Origin of the sequence: Paenibacillus sp. Soil724D2 (assembly GCF_001427935.1) — a bacterium.
Taxonomy (GTDB): Bacteria; Bacillota; Bacilli; order Paenibacillales; family NBRC-103111; genus Paenibacillus_E.
Genome location: NZ_LMRY01000034.1, coordinates 86,330 through 103,624 on the forward strand (window position 1 = coordinate 86,330; position 17,295 = coordinate 103,624).

Annotated in this window: 16 protein-coding genes, 1 riboswitch and 1 other annotated feature; of the genes, 4 read left to right on the top strand and 12 right to left on the bottom strand. The window is 43.8% G+C overall.

Annotation, left to right across the window (positions count from 1 at the left end):
* Positions 1 to 17: 17 nt before the first annotated feature.
* The 10 genes from ASG85_RS24610 to metA form a co-directional block, all read right to left on the bottom strand.
* Positions 18 to 395 (bottom strand): hypothetical protein, encoded by a 378-nt coding sequence (locus ASG85_RS24610; protein ID WP_057305109.1) that lies wholly within the window; start codon positions 393 to 395, stop codon positions 18 to 20.
* 78 nt (positions 396 to 473) lie between these two features.
* The gene (locus tag ASG85_RS24615) at positions 474 to 1,997 is read right to left on the bottom strand and encodes a methyl-accepting chemotaxis protein (protein ID WP_060648012.1); all 1,524 of its coding nucleotides are present in this window, start codon (positions 1,995 to 1,997) and stop codon (positions 474 to 476) included.
* 143 nt (positions 1,998 to 2,140) lie between these two features.
* A complete protein-coding gene (locus ASG85_RS39640) occupies positions 2,141 to 2,269 on the bottom strand; it encodes a hypothetical protein (protein ID WP_268795912.1) in 129 nt (42 codons plus the stop codon).
* 86 nt (positions 2,270 to 2,355) lie between these two features.
* Positions 2,356 to 3,015 (bottom strand): 3D domain-containing protein, encoded by a 660-nt coding sequence (locus tag ASG85_RS24620; RefSeq protein WP_414858792.1) that lies wholly within the window; start codon positions 3,013 to 3,015, stop codon positions 2,356 to 2,358.
* Positions 3,016 to 3,197: 182 nt separating this feature from the next.
* On the bottom strand, positions 3,198 to 5,132 hold the full coding sequence (gene thrS, locus ASG85_RS24625) for a threonine--tRNA ligase (protein ID WP_057304835.1): 1,935 nt from the start codon (positions 5,130 to 5,132) through the stop codon (positions 3,198 to 3,200).
* A gap of 424 nt (positions 5,133 to 5,556) precedes the next feature.
* A complete protein-coding gene (gene ytxC / locus ASG85_RS24630) occupies positions 5,557 to 6,498 on the bottom strand; it encodes a putative sporulation protein YtxC (protein WP_060648014.1) in 942 nt (313 codons plus the stop codon).
* Positions 6,499 to 6,996: 498 nt separating this feature from the next.
* A complete protein-coding gene (mqnC, locus tag ASG85_RS24635) occupies positions 6,997 to 8,133 on the bottom strand; it encodes a cyclic dehypoxanthinyl futalosine synthase (RefSeq protein ID WP_057304833.1) in 1,137 nt (378 codons plus the stop codon).
* Positions 8,134 to 8,270: 137 nt separating this feature from the next.
* Entirely contained in the window at positions 8,271 to 9,443 is a 1,173-nt protein-coding gene (locus ASG85_RS24640) for a trans-sulfuration enzyme family protein (RefSeq protein WP_060648015.1), read from the bottom strand.
* Positions 9,440 to 10,609 (bottom strand): aminotransferase class I/II-fold pyridoxal phosphate-dependent enzyme, encoded by a 1,170-nt coding sequence (locus ASG85_RS24645; RefSeq protein ID WP_060648103.1) that lies wholly within the window; start codon positions 10,607 to 10,609, stop codon positions 9,440 to 9,442. The genes ASG85_RS24640 and ASG85_RS24645 overlap by 4 nt, the downstream gene beginning before the upstream one ends.
* Before the next feature lie 35 nt (positions 10,610 to 10,644).
* On the bottom strand, positions 10,645 to 11,589 hold the full coding sequence (gene metA / locus ASG85_RS24650; RefSeq protein WP_057304831.1) for a homoserine O-acetyltransferase MetA: 945 nt from the start codon (positions 11,587 to 11,589) through the stop codon (positions 10,645 to 10,647).
* A 111-nt stretch (positions 11,590 to 11,700) separates the two neighbouring features.
* A riboswitch (SAM riboswitch) is annotated at positions 11,701 to 11,829 on the bottom strand.
* 245 nt (positions 11,830 to 12,074) lie between these two features.
* Between metA and ASG85_RS24655 the strand changes: the two genes are divergently transcribed.
* On the top strand, positions 12,075 to 12,302 hold the full coding sequence (locus ASG85_RS24655; RefSeq protein WP_057304830.1) for a hypothetical protein: 228 nt from the start codon (positions 12,075 to 12,077) through the stop codon (positions 12,300 to 12,302).
* Between the two features lie 302 nt (positions 12,303 to 12,604).
* Complete coding sequence (corA, locus tag ASG85_RS24660) at positions 12,605 to 13,540, top strand: magnesium/cobalt transporter CorA (protein ID WP_060648016.1); 936 nt, start codon at positions 12,605 to 12,607, stop codon at positions 13,538 to 13,540.
* Between the two features lie 75 nt (positions 13,541 to 13,615).
* Here the strand turns inward: corA and tyrS are convergent, their stop codons facing one another.
* On the bottom strand, positions 13,616 to 14,875 hold the full coding sequence (tyrS, locus tag ASG85_RS24665) for a tyrosine--tRNA ligase (RefSeq protein ID WP_060648017.1): 1,260 nt from the start codon (positions 14,873 to 14,875) through the stop codon (positions 13,616 to 13,618).
* A gap of 51 nt (positions 14,876 to 14,926) precedes the next feature.
* Positions 14,927 to 15,183, bottom strand: a binding site (T-box leader).
* A 68-nt stretch (positions 15,184 to 15,251) separates the two neighbouring features.
* Positions 15,252 to 16,265, bottom strand: coding sequence for an HRDC domain-containing protein (locus ASG85_RS24670; protein ID WP_060648018.1), 1,014 nt, complete (start codon positions 16,263 to 16,265; stop codon positions 15,252 to 15,254).
* A gap of 201 nt (positions 16,266 to 16,466) precedes the next feature.
* Here ASG85_RS24670 and ASG85_RS24675 point away from each other — a divergent pair, with 201 nt between their 5' ends.
* Positions 16,467 to 16,760, top strand: a complete 294-nt coding sequence (locus tag ASG85_RS24675; protein WP_029194108.1) for a DUF3055 domain-containing protein — start codon at positions 16,467 to 16,469, stop codon at positions 16,758 to 16,760.
* A 56-nt stretch (positions 16,761 to 16,816) separates the two neighbouring features.
* Positions 16,817 to 17,125: a hypothetical protein gene (locus ASG85_RS24680; RefSeq protein ID WP_235549312.1), complete on the top strand. Its 309-nt coding sequence runs from the start codon at positions 16,817 to 16,819 to the stop codon at positions 17,123 to 17,125.
* Positions 17,126 to 17,295: the final 170 nt, after the last annotated feature.

The window sequence follows — 17,295 nt, forward strand, 5'->3', positions numbered from 1 at the left end:
AGGTTTTTTTGTTTGTATTAAGAAAGCAGCTCTTCAATCTCATCCGGTACTGAGATCACATCGCCTGGTTTGGATTCATTCATAATTTGTCTCGCATGGGCAATTTCAGCTCTAAGCTTCCTAACTTGCTCCATGGGTTTCTTCACATAGTGGATATATTCGACTGCAAGATGATGATCAGGTTTCTTACCAGAAAACATGCGGCGAAATGATGACATGGTCTGATAAGCGCGCTCTTCTTTCATTCTTTTGATTTCGTAGCGCTCTACTACCTGCTCAATATCCAGGACCTGCTGTTCCTTGCGGACAATGTAAGCTTCCAAGAAAGGAAGTACCTCTGCAGCTTTCCTTGGTGTTTTTTGAGGTTTTCCGTCCAATCGCAAAGCATTCAGCATGACCACTCACCTATCTCCCCGTGTCAAGATTTATAACAGTAATCTTATTTTACACCAAAACAGTCGATTTGAGAACCTTTATTTCAATATTAAATCGATTCCTACAACACCAACAGGGGTTCCCGTGTCATCTATTATTGCTTTCGACATCGTGATACATGGTTTTTTGGTAATAGCTGACACGTATTCTGGAGAAACGAACAGTTCTCCCCCCATTGCACGCTTCCACCACTCTCTGCCCTTTGCATTAACTAGCCCTGCCTCAGGCATCGAATAGATGAAGGTTCCATCCGCGCGGTTAGACCAGATGGCTTCAATTCCGGCCGTTTTCTGCAAAATAGTGCCTAAATGGGAAGCATGCTTAGTATCAAGCAATGAAGTTATGTCAGGTATTAGCACAAGTGAGCTAAGTACTTGCTTCATTTCCTGGATATTTACATGAATCGTACCTTCTTTATTTTGCATACCTACTGCTTGTATCGCCTGTATCAGTTCCTTAGAGGAACGATCTAGATTTTGGTTGATATGCTGCAGCATCGAAACTTCATGGCGCTGCTTTTTCATTTGATCCAAGGTAATCTCCACACTAGACATCGTCTCATTCATCAAATCAACAACTTGACCCAGGGATGTTCTTGTACCTGAGACAAGCGAGGACTGAGTTTGAGTGGAGCTTGTTGTACTCGATACAAGACTATTCACATTCAGAATCAACGCGAAGATCGTATCGATCTTGTCTTTTATTATTTTCATCTCAGCTATCCCATGAGCGACGGATGCTTTCTCTTCAGCAACTGCTGTCACGACTTGTGAAACACCGCTCTCGATTGATGCCAATAGTTCGGAAGATTTCGTAACCGCTTCGTGACTTTGTGTGGCCAGCTTCTTAATTTCCTGTGCGACCACAGAAAAGCCTCGTCCATGCTCACCCGCTCTGGCTGCTTCAATGGATGCATTAAGCGCGAGCAGCGAGGTTTGAGAAACTACTTCTGCAATAAATGTATTGATCTCTTCAATTTTTGATGTATGTCCTGTCAAATCTTGAATCTTCTTCTGCATGGTATCATTATTAATATGTAGATCATTCATAACTTCATCCGTGGCATTCAGTGACCGACATACATCAACTACCGTATCTTTGGTTTGCTCACTCTCTTGATGCATATGTAAGGACGAATCTAGAATTTGATCTGCTGCAGCCGCTACCTGCTGAATCGCAGCGAATGCTTCCTGCAGCTGTCCAACAGCTTGATTACTTCGAATCTTCAGATCCTCTTCCCCTTGAATTGAAGCATCGGCTATATGCAAAAGATGTCCGATCGACCGATTCACTTCTTCAACAGCAGCTGCTAATCTATCCGCTACAACCTGAGATTCTTGTATAAACGTTCGGAATTGCTCTTGTTGGCCCTTATTATCGAGGCTATTGGATGACCTTGATGATCTGGAACTTAGCCAAGAAACTATACCTATAAACAAAAAAACAGCCAAACTTACAGCCGTAAACCATCGAGAGGAAGTAAATAACTCGATTACACTTACTGTAATACCAATGAGAATAAGAGCATATAACCAAGCTTTGTGTTTCATTTCTGCGCGCATAAGCAATGGAACTCCTCCCAAAAGGAACCTAATGTTAGTTTTTGTTACATTATATCGAAAATAGGAGATGTTGAAAAGAAATAAAAAACAGAGACCTTTTCAGATCTCTGTTCTTCCATCACTTTATGCTTATTGATATTTCATTATTTGTTTTGGTTTTGAGTATTCGTTTGTTGCTGTTTGTTGGTTGCTGATGTTTCCGCAGCAAATTCTACGTCTTGAGCTACATTCGAACTCAAATTTCTATTCTTGTTATTCTTGTTCTTAGCCATGTTCAATCACCTCCTGTAAGATTAGGATTTCCCAAACAGGAGATTTTATGATGGAAATGTCCGGCTTATTGAAAAGCTAATTTTCGTTATAGCGATTTGGTAGGTGCTATAATCTCATCCTTTAGTTGATTCCAGATGAGTTCAGTCACTTTCCCATGTCCTTCTTTGACAATAAATACTTTAACCGTCTTCTTGCCCCATTCTTTATAAACCTGATCCTTTGTGTCGAAATACAGATCAATTTTCTTACCTTTAATTGCGCTGCCTGTATCTGCAACAACGCCATAGCCATAACCGGGAATAAACAAGACAGTTCCAAGCGGAAAAACGTTCGTGTCTGCTGCGATCGTTGATAAAGATTTATCATCCCGCTTTACCTTAATACCTGAATACGTGATCCCGTACTCAGGATGATCCGGATTTTTCCCTGTTGATTCCTTCCCTGCAAAATAACCGGTGGCTATCACTTCGACTGCCTTGAGCTTGGACAAATCTGAGTCTAACTTTGGAACATAACGATAATTGATTTGTTGCAGGTTTTCTTGAGCAACCGGCAGTGAAGCAGGTGCCGTTTTAGCCGGAATAACCTTTTGCTGCTGATCTTGTATATGGGTGACGGAGTTTACCGTCGTGTAGCTTTGGTCACTTTTGCCCGTCGTCTCTTGTCCGAAAAGTGCCATCAGAACAACGATGATCGACGCACTAAACCATTTAGACTGAGTCAAAAAATTGGTTAACATTACTATTTTTTAATACCTCCCCTACTATTGCAGGTTGTCCAATACCTACCACCTTTAAACCTCCGGTTGCAGACTCAATGTTTAAGGTGTCCTATTCACGCTCCCCTATACATACCCAATTAACTGAATTTGAAAACAAAAAAAGCAGAGAAGAATATCTTCTCTGCTTCATTTATAGGTTATGAGTCTTAAAGCTTCTTGCTTATTTCCTCATTAATCATGCCAATCACCTGTTCAATCGGATGGGTTCCTAGATCCCCTTGACCACGTTTTCGAATCGATAAGCTCTCGCTCTTCACTTCGTTTTCACCGACGACTAGCATATAAGGAATCTTCTCCAGCTGCGCTTCTCTAATCTTATATCCCAGCTTCTCATTACGATTATCTGCCTCAACTCGAATACCAGCTTCTCGTAGACGCTCAGTCACGAGATTCGAGAATTCTTCGAATGCCGGAGATACCGGAATGACTTTGGCTTGGATAGGCATTAACCAAGTTGGCAGCGCACCAGCGAAATTCTCAAGCAAGAAGGCTGTCATACGCTCCATAGTACTAATAATCCCTCTGTGAATAACGACTGGGCGATGCTTTTGACCATCTTCACCAGTGTATTCAAGCTGGAAGCGCTCAGGGAGCAAGAAATCAATTTGCGCTGTTGAAAGTGTTTCTTCTTTCTTGAGCGCTGTTTTGATTTGAACGTCTAGTTTAGGACCATAGAAGGCAGCTTCACCTTCAGCCTCGTAGAAATCAAGTCCTAGCTCTTCAACAACCTCACGCAGCATGCGTTGGGAAGTTTCCCACATTTGATCATCTTGGAAATACTTTTCTGTATCCTTAGGATCCCGATAGGAAAGACGGAAACGGTACTCTGTAATTCCGAAATCCGCATAAACCTGACGAATCAAGTTCACAACGCGGGAGAACTCTTCTTTAATTTGATCCAAACGGCAGAAAATATGAGCGTCATTCAGTGTCATGGCACGAACACGGTGTAGACCTGTTAAAGCACCTGACATTTCATAACGGTGCATAGTTCCAAGCTCAGCAATCCGGATCGGCAGATCGCGGTAGCTGCGCATATCGCTTTTATAAACCATCATGTGATGTGGACAGTTCATTGGACGTAGAACAAGCTCCTCGTTGTCCATCACCATTTTCGGGAACATATCCTCGCTGTAATGATCCCAGTGGCCGGATGTTTTGTACAACTCAACATTAGCGAGAACTGGCGTGTAAACGTGTTGGTAACCCAAACGTTCTTCCAGGTCGACAATATAACGTTCCATTGTACGTCTCAATTTAGCACCGTTTGGCAGCCAAAGCGGTAACCCTTGCCCAACCTCACGTGAAAAAGCAAACATTTTAAGCTCTCTTCCCAACTTACGGTGATCACGTTTCTTAGCCTCTTCCAAAAGATGCAAATGCTCATCCAGCTGCGCTTTCTTAGGGAAAGCAGTGCCGTAAATACGCTGCAGCATTTTGTTTTTCGCATCTCCACGCCAGTAAGCACCAGCAACGCTCAATAATTTGAACGCTTTGATTCGGCCAGTTGATGGCAGATGCGGTCCGCGGCATAAATCAAAGAATTCACCCTGGTCATAGATCGTAAGTACCGAGTCTTCCGGCAGATCACGAATCAATTCCAGCTTAAACGGATCTTCCATTTCAGTGAAAATGCGAATCGCTTCCTCACGGGAAACAACGCGGCGAGTAATCGCCAGGTTCTCACCGGAAATACGTTCCATTTCCTTCTCGATTTTCACCAAATCTTCGGGATTAAGCGGTGTGTCCAAATCGATATCATAGTAAAATCCGTCTTCAATGACAGGTCCAATCCCTAATTTAACCGCTTTTTCACCATAAATACGTTTAATCGCCTGTGCCATCAAATGCGCTGTGCTGTGACGATACATCTCTAATCCCGCTTCGCTGTCGAGCGTTAGAATTTCTACGTCTGCATCATTTTCCAAAGAGAACGACAGATCCACAGATTTCCCGTTAACTTTGCCGCCAATCGCATTTTTCTTCAGTCCGGATGAAATGGATTCCGCCACTTGCTCAATGGTCGTTCCAACTGCGTACTCTCTAACCGCTCCATCTGGTAATTTCACTTGTACAACCATTTTTGTTCCTCCTAATATTGGGATCTTTGGGCGTAGCCCAAAGTCTCTCCGCTTTGGGATCTTTGAGCTACGCTCAAAGTCTTTCCGCTTTTGTTTCATTTTTTGAACGCAAAAAAGCACACTGCATCCCAAAAGGGACGAGTGCGCTCAGCTCGTGGTTCCACCCTAGTTCGATTCGCTGCATGCCCACAGGGGTAAGGCGAATCCTCATCAGCATTCGGTAACGGGAATGACTCCGGTATTGTATACTAACGATCCTGCAAGTCAGGTCGAATTCCACAATACGGCTACAAAGGGGTAAACGATCTGAATAGCTGAAGGAGATTGCAGCCTAGTCTCCTCTCTCTGAGCAGTTCTTGCAGAAAGTTCATGTCTTTGATATTAACGCCTTCGATCACTATTATAATTGCCTCTTCGCTCAAGGTCAAGGGGACAGTTGATCTTGTTTCTTGGCTTCGCCCAAGAAGATGTCACAAGTTCGACAATAGGAGCAAACCGTTGTTCGATCTTCAAATATTTGTCTAATCGTCTTGATGATCGTTAATTCGGGATCTCGTGTATGGATGTAGATATTTGCCGGAGATACCGTAATGAGTGTGCTAACAATCATGTCCTCGAAATTAATATCTTTTTCAAGTACTTCCAGCTTAAAGGTTGTATCGAATTCATTCGCGTCTATGAGTTCAAGCTGATCATTCAGGATGACAAACTCATGCCCGCCTTTATGTATAAGATGAGCAACTGGGATCTTGGCTTCCTGAATATAAACGAAGTACTGCAACAGAGATATAAATTCTTGATACTGGCGATCCATCATGAATTCATCGATGGCATACTCAGCTATCTCTCGCAGCTCCTCCGTATAATCCTGTAAGCGAAATTTAAGGAAGCCATCTAAGCTTAACCGAGGAGTTTCCTCTAGAGTTTGCACGAGCTGCTCCGATAACATTTGTTTGCGGCGTTGTCTTGCTGAGCTGCCATTCAAAATAGGCAATTCCTCAATGACCGCCTCCGCACACATGGATTGCTTGCAGTACCCTTCAATGGCTTCCAAATCATCTATGGCTTCATATTTAAATTCTTTAACAATCAAATCACGCAAGATAAGCGATTCCTTCTCTGCGATGATATGATTAGCCAAAACGACAGCCAGTCCTTCTCTTAGTTCTTTGTGAACAGAAGATATTTCTCTTTCATTCATCCTCACTTCTATTCGAATGTACGCATGTGTATCATGTAGATCAAATGGGGCAGTTACTCCACTTTCAGCGATATGTAAAAGCTGCAGCTCACGTTCTATCTGAGCGCTTAGCGAACGTACATAGGCCTCATCGGCATTCATTACAACAATGGCAAACAGTTCCATAGGCTAACTCCCTTCATCAATACGTCCTCCTCCTAAGAGTATATGGTCGATAGGAATCAGATATACAACGAACAATTTGCCATTTCCAATCATCTATTTTTCATCAAATCTTGAGTGAATATATTCCAATCTCGCAAGTAAAAAAACGCGTCCAAGTTGGAAGCGTTTTTTTGTATTTATTAGCTAGTTTTGCATCACGACATTTTAATCGCCTTCTGCCATTATCCTAAGTATGATTCAAAAATACTTTTTACAAGCAAGAACGGAAGTGCACCAATTGAGACAAAAGCATAAAAAAATCCTTGAAGAAAATTTTTGAATAGTTTCACAAGAATCACTCCTATCATTTTTGTCTAAATTGTGAACTACTTCGATTATACTCCTTTTTCAGAAACAAACATGAAAATAACATTAATTTTTTCATAACTTGTCCAAGTAAATGCATGTGCATTTAAAACGAAAAGAGAGCAGCCGCAGCTGCTCTCCAAAATTACATTATTAGTTTTGCATCACGAAATCTTTATCAATAACAAGCGACTCGTCATCAAACACACGCAATGTTTGGTATTTCGTATTCCGCTGAGCTGGAATTTTACCTGCTTCGCGAATGATTCGCAGCGTGGAGTTAACGTTGACCTTGTGGGTTGTACCCGCCGCGGAGACTACGTTCTCCTCAATCATCGTACTTCCAAAGTCGTTGCAGCCATAGCTCAGCGTTTGTTTGCCCACTTCAGGTCCCATCGTCACCCATGACGATTGGAAGTTAGGAATGTTGTCGAGCATAATTCGGCTAATCGCCAACGTCTTCAAATACTCCTCAGGCGTTACTTTCTCTGCCTTCATATTCGTATTATCCGGTTGGAATGTCCACGGAATAAAAGCTAGGAAGCCTGGTGTATTTAGCTTCTGGAACAGAACATCATCTTGCGCATCCCGGATGCGCAGCATGTGAAGCGCGCGCTCTTCCATAGATTCGCCAAAACCAATAACCATAGTACCCGTTGTATGCATACCAATTTTGTGAGCGGTTTGCATAACGTCCATCCAATCACGCCATGACCCTTTTAGCTTACTAATTTTACGTCTAGTGCGATCATCCAGAATTTCTGCTCCGCCACCCGGCAAAGAATCGAGTCCTGCTTCGTGCAATTGACGAACGACTTCCTCTAAAGATAAACCATCTGAAACATCTTTCATTTTCATAATTTCAGCTGGCGAGAAAGAATGCATCGTAATATCAAAACGCTTCTTAATTTCTCGAAGGATATTCGTGTAATAGCTGAATGGAAGATTCGGATTTGTGCCGCCCTGCATGAGGATTTCGGTTCCATCTACATCCAGAGTCTCTTGGATCTTCTGGAAAATGGTTTCATCCGGCAATACGTAACCTTCTGATGAACCGGGTGGACGGTAAAACGCGCAAAATCTGCAATAAACATCACAAATATTCGTATAATTAATATTCCGCCCAATGACGAAGGTCGTTATGGGATCGGGATGCCATTTCTTCATAATCTGGTTGGCGGTGTCGCCAATCTTTTCTATTTGATCGGATTCGAACAGCGTAATACATTCCTCTACATCAATTCGTCCGCCTGACTGTGCTTTATTTAAAATGCGATCAATCGGTTTCATAGGCTACTCACTCCTTTACTTTCTGAAAGCTTGTATCCACTCATCGTACCATATTCATGCCAAAAAAGCAGCAATATGCTGCTTTTACCAAGGCGTATTCCATTTCAAATATGACTATTTTTCGAATTCATGGAGGTCTAACCGCGGAGGGCTTGTTCCAAATCTTCAATAATGTCTTCGATATCTTCAAGACCTACCGAATACCGTACAAGACCGTCCGTAATGCCGCGCTGTAAGCGAACTTCCTTCGGCATCGAGGCATGCGACATCATAGCCGGATAGGACAAGATGCTCTCCACTGCGCCCAGGCTTACTGCAACGAGAGGAATACGCACTTTGCTTAATAGCTTTTTCGCTTTCTCTCCGGAACCAACATCGAACGAAACAACCGCTCCATAGCCTAAAGACTGCTTTTCATGAACGTCTCTACGAGGGTGGTTCGGAAGTCCCGGGTAGTAAACAACATCAATATCAGGCTGCTCTGAAAGCCAATTTGCCAGTCTACGGGCACTAGTTTCGGACATTTCCATACGAGCCTGCAAGGTTTTCATCCCACGGATCAACAGCCAAGAATCTTGAATGCCTAGTACGTTCCCCATGCCATTCTGAATTTGTTTCATTCTGCGCCCTAGACTGTCGTTAGCAACTACAGCCAGCCCAGCCAGAACGTCACTGTGTCCGCCCAGGAACTTCGTTGCGCTATGCAGCACAATATCAATACCCAGCTCGATTGGCCGCTGATGGTAAGGGGTCATAAACGTATTATCCAGCATCGTAAGCAAATCATGCTCTTTAGCAAAAGCAGCGACTTCGGCGATGTCTGTAATTCGGAGTGTCGGATTCGAAGGTGTCTCGATAAATACGGCTCTTGTGTTAGATCGCAGTGCTGCACGTACTTGAGCGATATCAGTCATATCAACGAATGTCGACTCAACGCCCATACGATTCATAATCGTTGTCAGCAGGCGATAAGTACCACCATAAACATCTTCGGTACAAATGACATGATCACCCTGCGATAAAAGCATGAAGGCTGATGAAATAGCTGCCATACCCGAGGCGAAAGCAAATCCGCGTGTACCTCCTTCGAGTAATGCAATATAGTCTTCCAAAGCTTGACGGGTTGGATTGCCGGAACGGGTATAGTCATACTCCGGTGAGACTTCTAAGTCGGCTTGATGAAAGGTTGAGGCTTGATACAGAGGCACACTGGATGCCCCTGTTGCTTCATCGATCTCTCCACCGAAATGAATGAGCTTCGTTGCAAATTTGCCATGCGGCTTACGTTTATTATCTTGTGGATGGCTCATGATAGCGAATCTCCTTCCAATTCGGCTTGCGCCTTACTGAGAGCATTTGAAAGATCCGCAATCAGATCATCAATATGCTCTATGCCCACAGAGAAGCGTAAAAGACGGTCATCTACACCGATTTGCTGACGAATTTCAAGCGGAATATCCGCATGTGTTTGCACAGCCGGATAGGTCATAAGTGATTCAACACCGCCTAAGCTTTCGGCGAAAGCAATGAGCTCGATATGACGAAGAATCGGTTCAATCAGTCTCGCATCCGTTACTTTAAAGGAGAAAATACCTGTGTTTCCACTCGACTGCTTGTTCTGAATCGCATAACCAGGGTGCGTTTCAAGTGCTGGGTAGTAAACTTCACCGATGAGCGGGTGTTCCAATAAGAACTTAGCGATTGCGGTTGCATTCTGCTCATGACGCTCCATGCGCAGCGCAAGTGTCTTCATTCCCCTCATAAGTAGCCAGCTGTCTTGCGGTCCAAGCACGGCACCAATGGAGTTGTGCAGGAAAGCCATCTGCTCGGAGAGCTCTTTGCCCTTGGTCACGATGAGTCCAGCGAGCACGTCATTATGACCGCCGAGATACTTGGTGGCGCTATGAATGACGATATCAGCACCAAGCTCAATAGGACGTTGCAGATACGGTGTTAACAAGGTGTTATCGACAATTGATACGATGCCTTTTTTACGAGCCCATGTACACACAAGCTCAAGGTCTGTAATCATCATCAGCGGATTCGTCGGTGTCTCAATGACAAGCCCTTTGGTATTTGATTGATAAGCCGCTTCCAATCCATCTAAATCATTCGTGTCTACATACGTAGCGGTCACACCAAAGCGCGACATGATTTTCTCAAGCAGACGGTAGGTACCGCCATATAAATCCAAGGAAACAATCAGATGATCTCCTTGACTGAAATAAGCAAAAATAGTCTGCAGCGCAGCCATTCCTGAGGAACAAGCAAAGCCCGCATCTCCTGACTCCAGCTGAGCAATTGCATCTTCGAGCACCTTGCGTGTCGGGCTTTTCGTACGTGCATAGTCGAATCCTGTACTTTGCCCAAGCTTCGGATGACGGAACGCAGTAGCCTGGTAGACTGGGAAGCTGATAGCTCCAGTAACAGGTTCTTCAATAGAGCCAATTTGAGCGAGACGACTTTCGATTTTCAACAAAGGGAGTTCCTCCTCAGGGGTATGGGTTCGAATTACAATTGTGAGCTTGCCAAGCTTTCGTTGATGTTAGCATTCAGTTCAAATGGTGTTTCTTGATATACGTAGTAGTTCAACCAATTGGAAAATAGAAGATTCGCGTGCGCTCTCCAAGTGTTATATGGCAGTCTGCTCGGATCATTATTTGGGTAATAATTTTTGGGGATATCAATTGAAAGCCCTTTACTCACATCCCGATCGTACTCCCATTTTAATGAACAAGCATCGTATTCCGAATGTCCTGTTACGAAAATATGCTTCCCATCTCGCGTTGCGGCGATATAAACACCAGACTCCTCAGATTCCGATAAAATTTCCAAATCAGGACATTGTTCAATGTCTTCACGACGAATATCCGTATGACGCGATTGCGGTACATGAAAGACTTCATCAAAGCCGCGCAGCAGCTTTGTATTCGGTACCTGAACAGTATGAGGAAATACACCAAACATCTTGTTCTCGAGTGCAAACTTTCGTACACCGAAATGATGATACAAGCCCGCTTGAGCGGCCCAACAAATATGCAAGGTAGAAGTGACGTTGTGCTTGCTCCAATTCAGGATTTGCGTCAATTCCTCCCAGTAATTCACATCTTCGAATTCCATCTGTTCGACAGGCGCACCCGTGATAATCATGCCATCCAGCTTTTCATCTTTAATATCGTCAAATGTTTTATAAAACATTTCCAAATGCTCGACGGAAGTGTTCTTAGAAGTATGAGTTTTAGGATGCAGAAGCACGAATTCCACCTGCAATGGCGTATTCCCGATTAAGCGCAGCAGCTGCGTTTCCGTCGTTTCTTTGGTCGGCATCAGATTCAATAAAGCAATTCGAAGTGGACGTATATCCTGGTGATACGCGACGGATTCGTCCATGGTGAAGATGTTCTCTTGGTTTAAAATTTCTTTGGCAGGCAGGTTGTCAGGAATCTTGATCGGCATCCTGTTCACTCCTCTTCATTAGTTTTAAATGGATGAAAATGGGTAATAAATGCAAAAATGACCTTCTCTGGAATCAGAGAAAGGCCATGGAAAATCAAAGTCAATGTCCTTCTCTTATCTCCCAGATTCGCTTTAAACAGCGTTTCCGCAAGAATTAGCACCGTGCGTCCCTTTGCTTGCAAAGGTTTGTCGGTTGCCGGGTGTCATAGGGCTAGTCCCTCCACCTACTCTTGATAAGAAAATGTAACGTATGCGATTAAAATTATCATACTATAAATTCATCCAAAGTCAAGGCATGAAACACTTGTCAAGCGAAATTAGGGCAAAGAATTTGCAGCGGTTTGTCCCCTTAGGATACGGTTGATACAAAATGTCTCAAATAATAATGTTTAAGCCATCTAAAAAACGGGTTATATGATATTAAAACACTAATATATATAACAACACTCTACTTATAAATCATATCTCATGAAAAGAGGTCACCTATGTCAACCCAAACGATCGATAACTTTTCCGCTTTTGCTTCATTAAACCGATTTTTCACTCTGATTGAAACCACAAAACCAACCATTCAGCAAGCAGAGGATGCTGCTGCCCTGTTATGCCGTATCTACGGTGCAAACAGTGAAGAAGAATTGCTGCAGCGCGGTGATCCTGAATTAATTGAGATTTACAAAGAAATTAAAAATAAAATTTTAAATGCCGCCATGTGAGTCATGGCGGCTATTTTTTTGACACCGACTGACCGTTATTCCCATACTTTATCTTAACAACACTTTACCAGTTTCTGCAAACTTTTATGGCTTGAAACGTGATATATGAAGGGTTATACTAGACAAGTATTCGACACGGACGAAAAAGGAGGGCATACGTTTGGACGGAGAACCGAGGAGTAGAACCTGCAAGGATCTTAAACAATTTAATAGTGTAGGAATGCAGTCGGTTATTCCTTCATCCGGAGCCTTGCTCTAAATGATGAACTAACCGGCTGATTCCATTCAAAGGGGTGGATCAGATGAAAACACGGTGGGTTCAGAATGGCATTTTTACGTTGGTTGATGACGTGACTGTCGCCCTAACACCTCCAGAAAGAGGCTTTTATTGGATTGATGCAGGGGTAGAGGACTTAGAGATCCTTCAACCTTTGTTCCATCTCCATGATTTGGCCGTGGAGGATTGCTTAAGCGAAGAGGAACAACGTCCCAAAATTGAGTTCTACGATTCCCATTATTTTATTGTTATTAATAGTATTCGATTTGATGATGAAGAAATTTTCCTTCGCGCACTTAATCTATTTCTAAGCAAACATGTCATTATTACCGTTACTAGACAAAAAATTAATGAACTTCGAGCTTTGAAACCTTTTCTCTGGGAAGAGGAAGTAAACAGCGCTGATCGTTTCCTATACCATCTGGTCGATCTTGTCGTCGATAATTATGTGGCGGTCGGTGACCGTATCGAGGCCAAGATTGAAAAGCTGGAAGAAGACATCCTGGTGGCAACGAAGAAGTCGCATTTGAATGAAATTATCGGTCTTCGTTCAGAGATTTTATGGCTCAAAAAAGTGCTGGTTCCTCAGCGAGATGTCATTGGAACACTTGGCAAGAAAGAGCTTAGACTGATTGACCATCAGCTGCAAAAATATTTCGGAGACATTTATGAAAATGCCGTAAAGATCGTGGATACGTTTGATACGCTGCGCGATCTCATGGGCAACTTACGAGAAGCCTATCAGTCTAGCGTCGCTAACCGCGCGAATGAAATCATGCGCGTTTTCACAGCAACTTCGACGATTTTCATGCCTTTGACATTCATTACCGGCGTGTTCGGAATGAATTTTGATAACATTCTCGGGCTTCATGTGGCTCATGGCGATGAAATTGTGTTGGCATTCATGGGTGCATTGGGCATAGGCATGTATATATTATTTCGTAAAAAAGAATGGCTATAGATACTTTTTGATCGTAGAAAGAGTGAGGGCTTCTTGGAGCAGAATGCTGCTATCAAGGAGCCCTTTTCATCACGTTTAAATCAACTTAACCTTAACGAATTTCCGTTTCCCTACCTGAATAATATCCCCATCCTTTGGGGTTATTTGTTCATGAATTTGCATGATCTTCTGTTCATTGATCTTCACTGCCCCTTGTTCCACACTGCGTCTTGCTTCCCCATTAGAGGCTTGCAGCTCGAGTGAAACAAGAAGCTTAATGATGGAGATTTGACCTTCTTCCAACTGGCTGATGCTTAGTGTCATATCTTCGATGTCTTCGGGCAAAGCTCGCTTTTGGAACACGGTGATGAAATGCTGCTCGGCCTCTTCAGCCGCCTGCGCACCATGATACATGTGCACATATTCCTTAGCCAGCTTCATCTTGGCATCTCTCGGATGGATGGCACCTGCTTCTAGCCCTCGTGTGAGATCATGCAGGGATTCATTTGAGATGGTCGTTGTTAACTCGAAGTATTTGGTCATGAGCGAATCTGGGATCGACATCGTTTTGCCAAAAATTTCGTTAGGAAGCTCATCGATGCCAATGTAATTTCGCAAGCTTTTGCTCATTTTTTGAACACCATCCAAGCCTTCGAGCAGCGGCATCAGAATCGCTACCTGACCATCTTTAATCTCATACGCACTTTGAAGCGTTCGGCCCATCAAAATATTGAAGGTTTGATCGGTTCCACCTAGCTCAATGTCACTTTCAAGAGAGACTGAGTCATAGCCCTGCATTAAAGGGTAGAAAAACTCATGAACGTGAATGGGCTGATTAGCCGCGTATCTTTTGGCAAAATCGTCCCGCTCCAGCATGCGTGCAACCGTTACTTTCCCTGCTAGCTTCAGCACATCATCGAATTTAAGCGCCCCAAGCCAAGATGAGTTGTAGTAAAAGGTGGTCTTGGTCAAATCTAATATTTTGGACAATTGCGTCTGATACGTTTGCGCATTGCGCTTAACATCGTCCTCTGACAGCTGTTTGCGTGTCTCTGATTTTCCGGTTGGATCCCCGATGCGTCCTGTGAAATCTCCAATAATGAGTTGAACCTCATGTCCCAAATCTTGAAATTGACGCAGCTTCTGCAAAACAACGGTATGACCAATGTGAATATCGGGCGCAGATGGATCTAAGCCAAGCTTCACTTTTAACGGCTTTCCTGTAGCCACAGCGCGCATGATCTTTTGCTTGAGTGCTTCCTCAGGCACGATTTCGGCAGCACCTCGTTTTATGATAATCAGTTGGCGTTCCACTTCCTGCTGCTGTACTTCAGTAAGCTGATCCCATATCAACATAGTTAATCCTCCTCATTCTGATAAATACAAAAAAGACAACCTGCGCGTCCACAAAGGGACGAGAAGGTTGTCTCGCGGTACCACCCTAATTAAAGAGAAGGATTCGCGCTCTCATTCGCAAATTTCTCTTTCACTTAGACTTATAACGACAAATGAATGCCGGGTAAAAGCTACTGATGCTCTAACGAGCATGTTCCCTTAACCAACTCAGAACTGTAATTCGGAGCCATACTTGCATCGGTTTGCACCCTACACCGACTCTCTGCAGCAGCGGCATTTCTCCTACTTCGGGCATAGCCCGTGTTCGTCATCGCTTTAATTGATATTTAGATTATTGACCATTTAATCATATAATCCCAACCAAAGTCAACACAAACTAGCTCGCAGCTTGAGAAGCAAACCTTTCTTTCTCCCTGCGGAAGCGCAAACGAAGCAAGCGCAGCCACTCATAGGCGCGGTCAAGTTCTTTGCCTTTGAGCTCCTCCGTGCCGATGATGCGCTGCAGTACTGGCTTCAGATAGCGGTCACCTTCCGATTCGAAGGCGTTCCAGGCTTTGATTTGCTCGTCTTCCGGGATCGAAGCAAGCTCCGCTTCTACAAGCGGATCCATATCGTATCCCTCTCGCTCCAAATCCTCCACCCAAAGAAGTAGTTCCCGGCGCGGCATGGTTAGCACTGCTTGTAAATCTGCCAAGCTTCCTCCGCCAGCAACAATCTCAAGAAGTTTGCGCTTGCTAACCTCACGGTCAAGCTCGGAACGCAGTTTTTGCTCCTTCTGAGCGTGGAGCCAAGCCTCAAACTTCACTGTGTCTACACTTTTAGCTACCCAATCTAAAGGAAAGCCATTCGACCGTGTATACTCAGCGGTGAGATTGAGCACATCTGCCGCGTACATCGTCGTCTTCTGCTCGCCGAAGCCAGGAATTTGCTGCAGCTCTTCCTTGCTCTGGGGCAGGAAGACGGAGATCATGCGAAGGACACGATTCGTGGCGAGAATATACGGCGCTTTCCCCTCGCGGGCAGCTTGTTCGCGCCTCCAAGCGCGGAGCGTTTCGTACACTTCCTCACTTGGATTTTCTTCACAGTAGTAGGTCAGCATCTGTGTCATTCTAGCTTTGCCTGACAGTCCTTGCGCTGATTCCAAATCCGTACTAACAAGCGGACGGTATCCAGAACGAACTTTATCCCGCAGCCCTTGACGGAAAGCACTCAGCATCTCATCCCAGCTTACCCCCTGATACCACTGATCTTGCTGAATTTTGCCAGCACTATCAGGCTCATTCCAATAGACATTCCAAATGCCTTGTTCTTCCCCAATCGACACTTGAGCCGATGTAACGCGATGATCCCCCGCTTCTTTCTCCAATGTGTTCAGAAATACAATGTTCATGCCTTCTCCTCCAAACGGTAGCTAAAAATAGGTTCAGAAAAACGAAAAAGCACCTCCTCAGCTTGTTAGCTGAAAAGGTGCTTCCCTTTTTCCAATATCCAAATCATACCATGTTTGTCAGATGGGCGCAAGATATGTTTTGTTGACGAGCTTTTTTCGGTTATAATGGGGTACATACTAGAAAGAGAATGGAGGGCCTTCATGTCTGATTATGACTTTTTATACGACCATCAGGAAGAAACAACAACACGGTTCGTTTGCTTCGTTGGCAACGCATTGCACCGATTTGATCTCGCAATTATGACGACGTCCCGTTATTTCGGCAAAAAGCTTGTTATTGACTTGCAATCCGGACGCAGCGCTGTTATTGGCCCAGATGATCTAGCTGAAGAAGGATATTTGGAGCATGTGTATAAACTGAATGAGGAACAAGCGCAAGAACTTAATGAATTCCTGTCACAAATTATTGGTTCCATTCATTTCACGGATATTTAAGCTGTCTGCGGGGGAAACTGGAAAAAGCATAGCAACCTGATAAGGAGGCTTTATCCATGATTGACGAATCCCCCCAATTAGCTAAGAAAACTGAAGCGAAAGGCTTCATCCCTGAATACCGCGATGACTTCACTGATCTAGAGACGGTTGAGTCGCAGCGTAATGACCTAATTCCAGAGGAATTCCCAGAAGGTCCATACGGCACTAGCCTAAATACAGAATCGCTGGGAAAGAGCTCACCATGGCGTAAGGATCAACGCCCGCCTAATCAATTTTCTTACGAAAATCACGAGCTGCATGAAGGCATTAAGCGGGACTATCCAGGTGAAGACGATTATCGAAATGAACCTACAAATGAAGAATAAACTCTTATAAAAACAAGCGAGCCAAACGTTGATATTACAAACGTTTGGCTCTTTGTTTGTTTGTTTGTTTGTTTCGAGATTTGAAATCATCGGCAGTAAAACGCTACTTTTATAGAAAAAAGAAAACTTGCTTACGATAAGCCACAAGTGTCAGCATTAAAGGTTTGCCA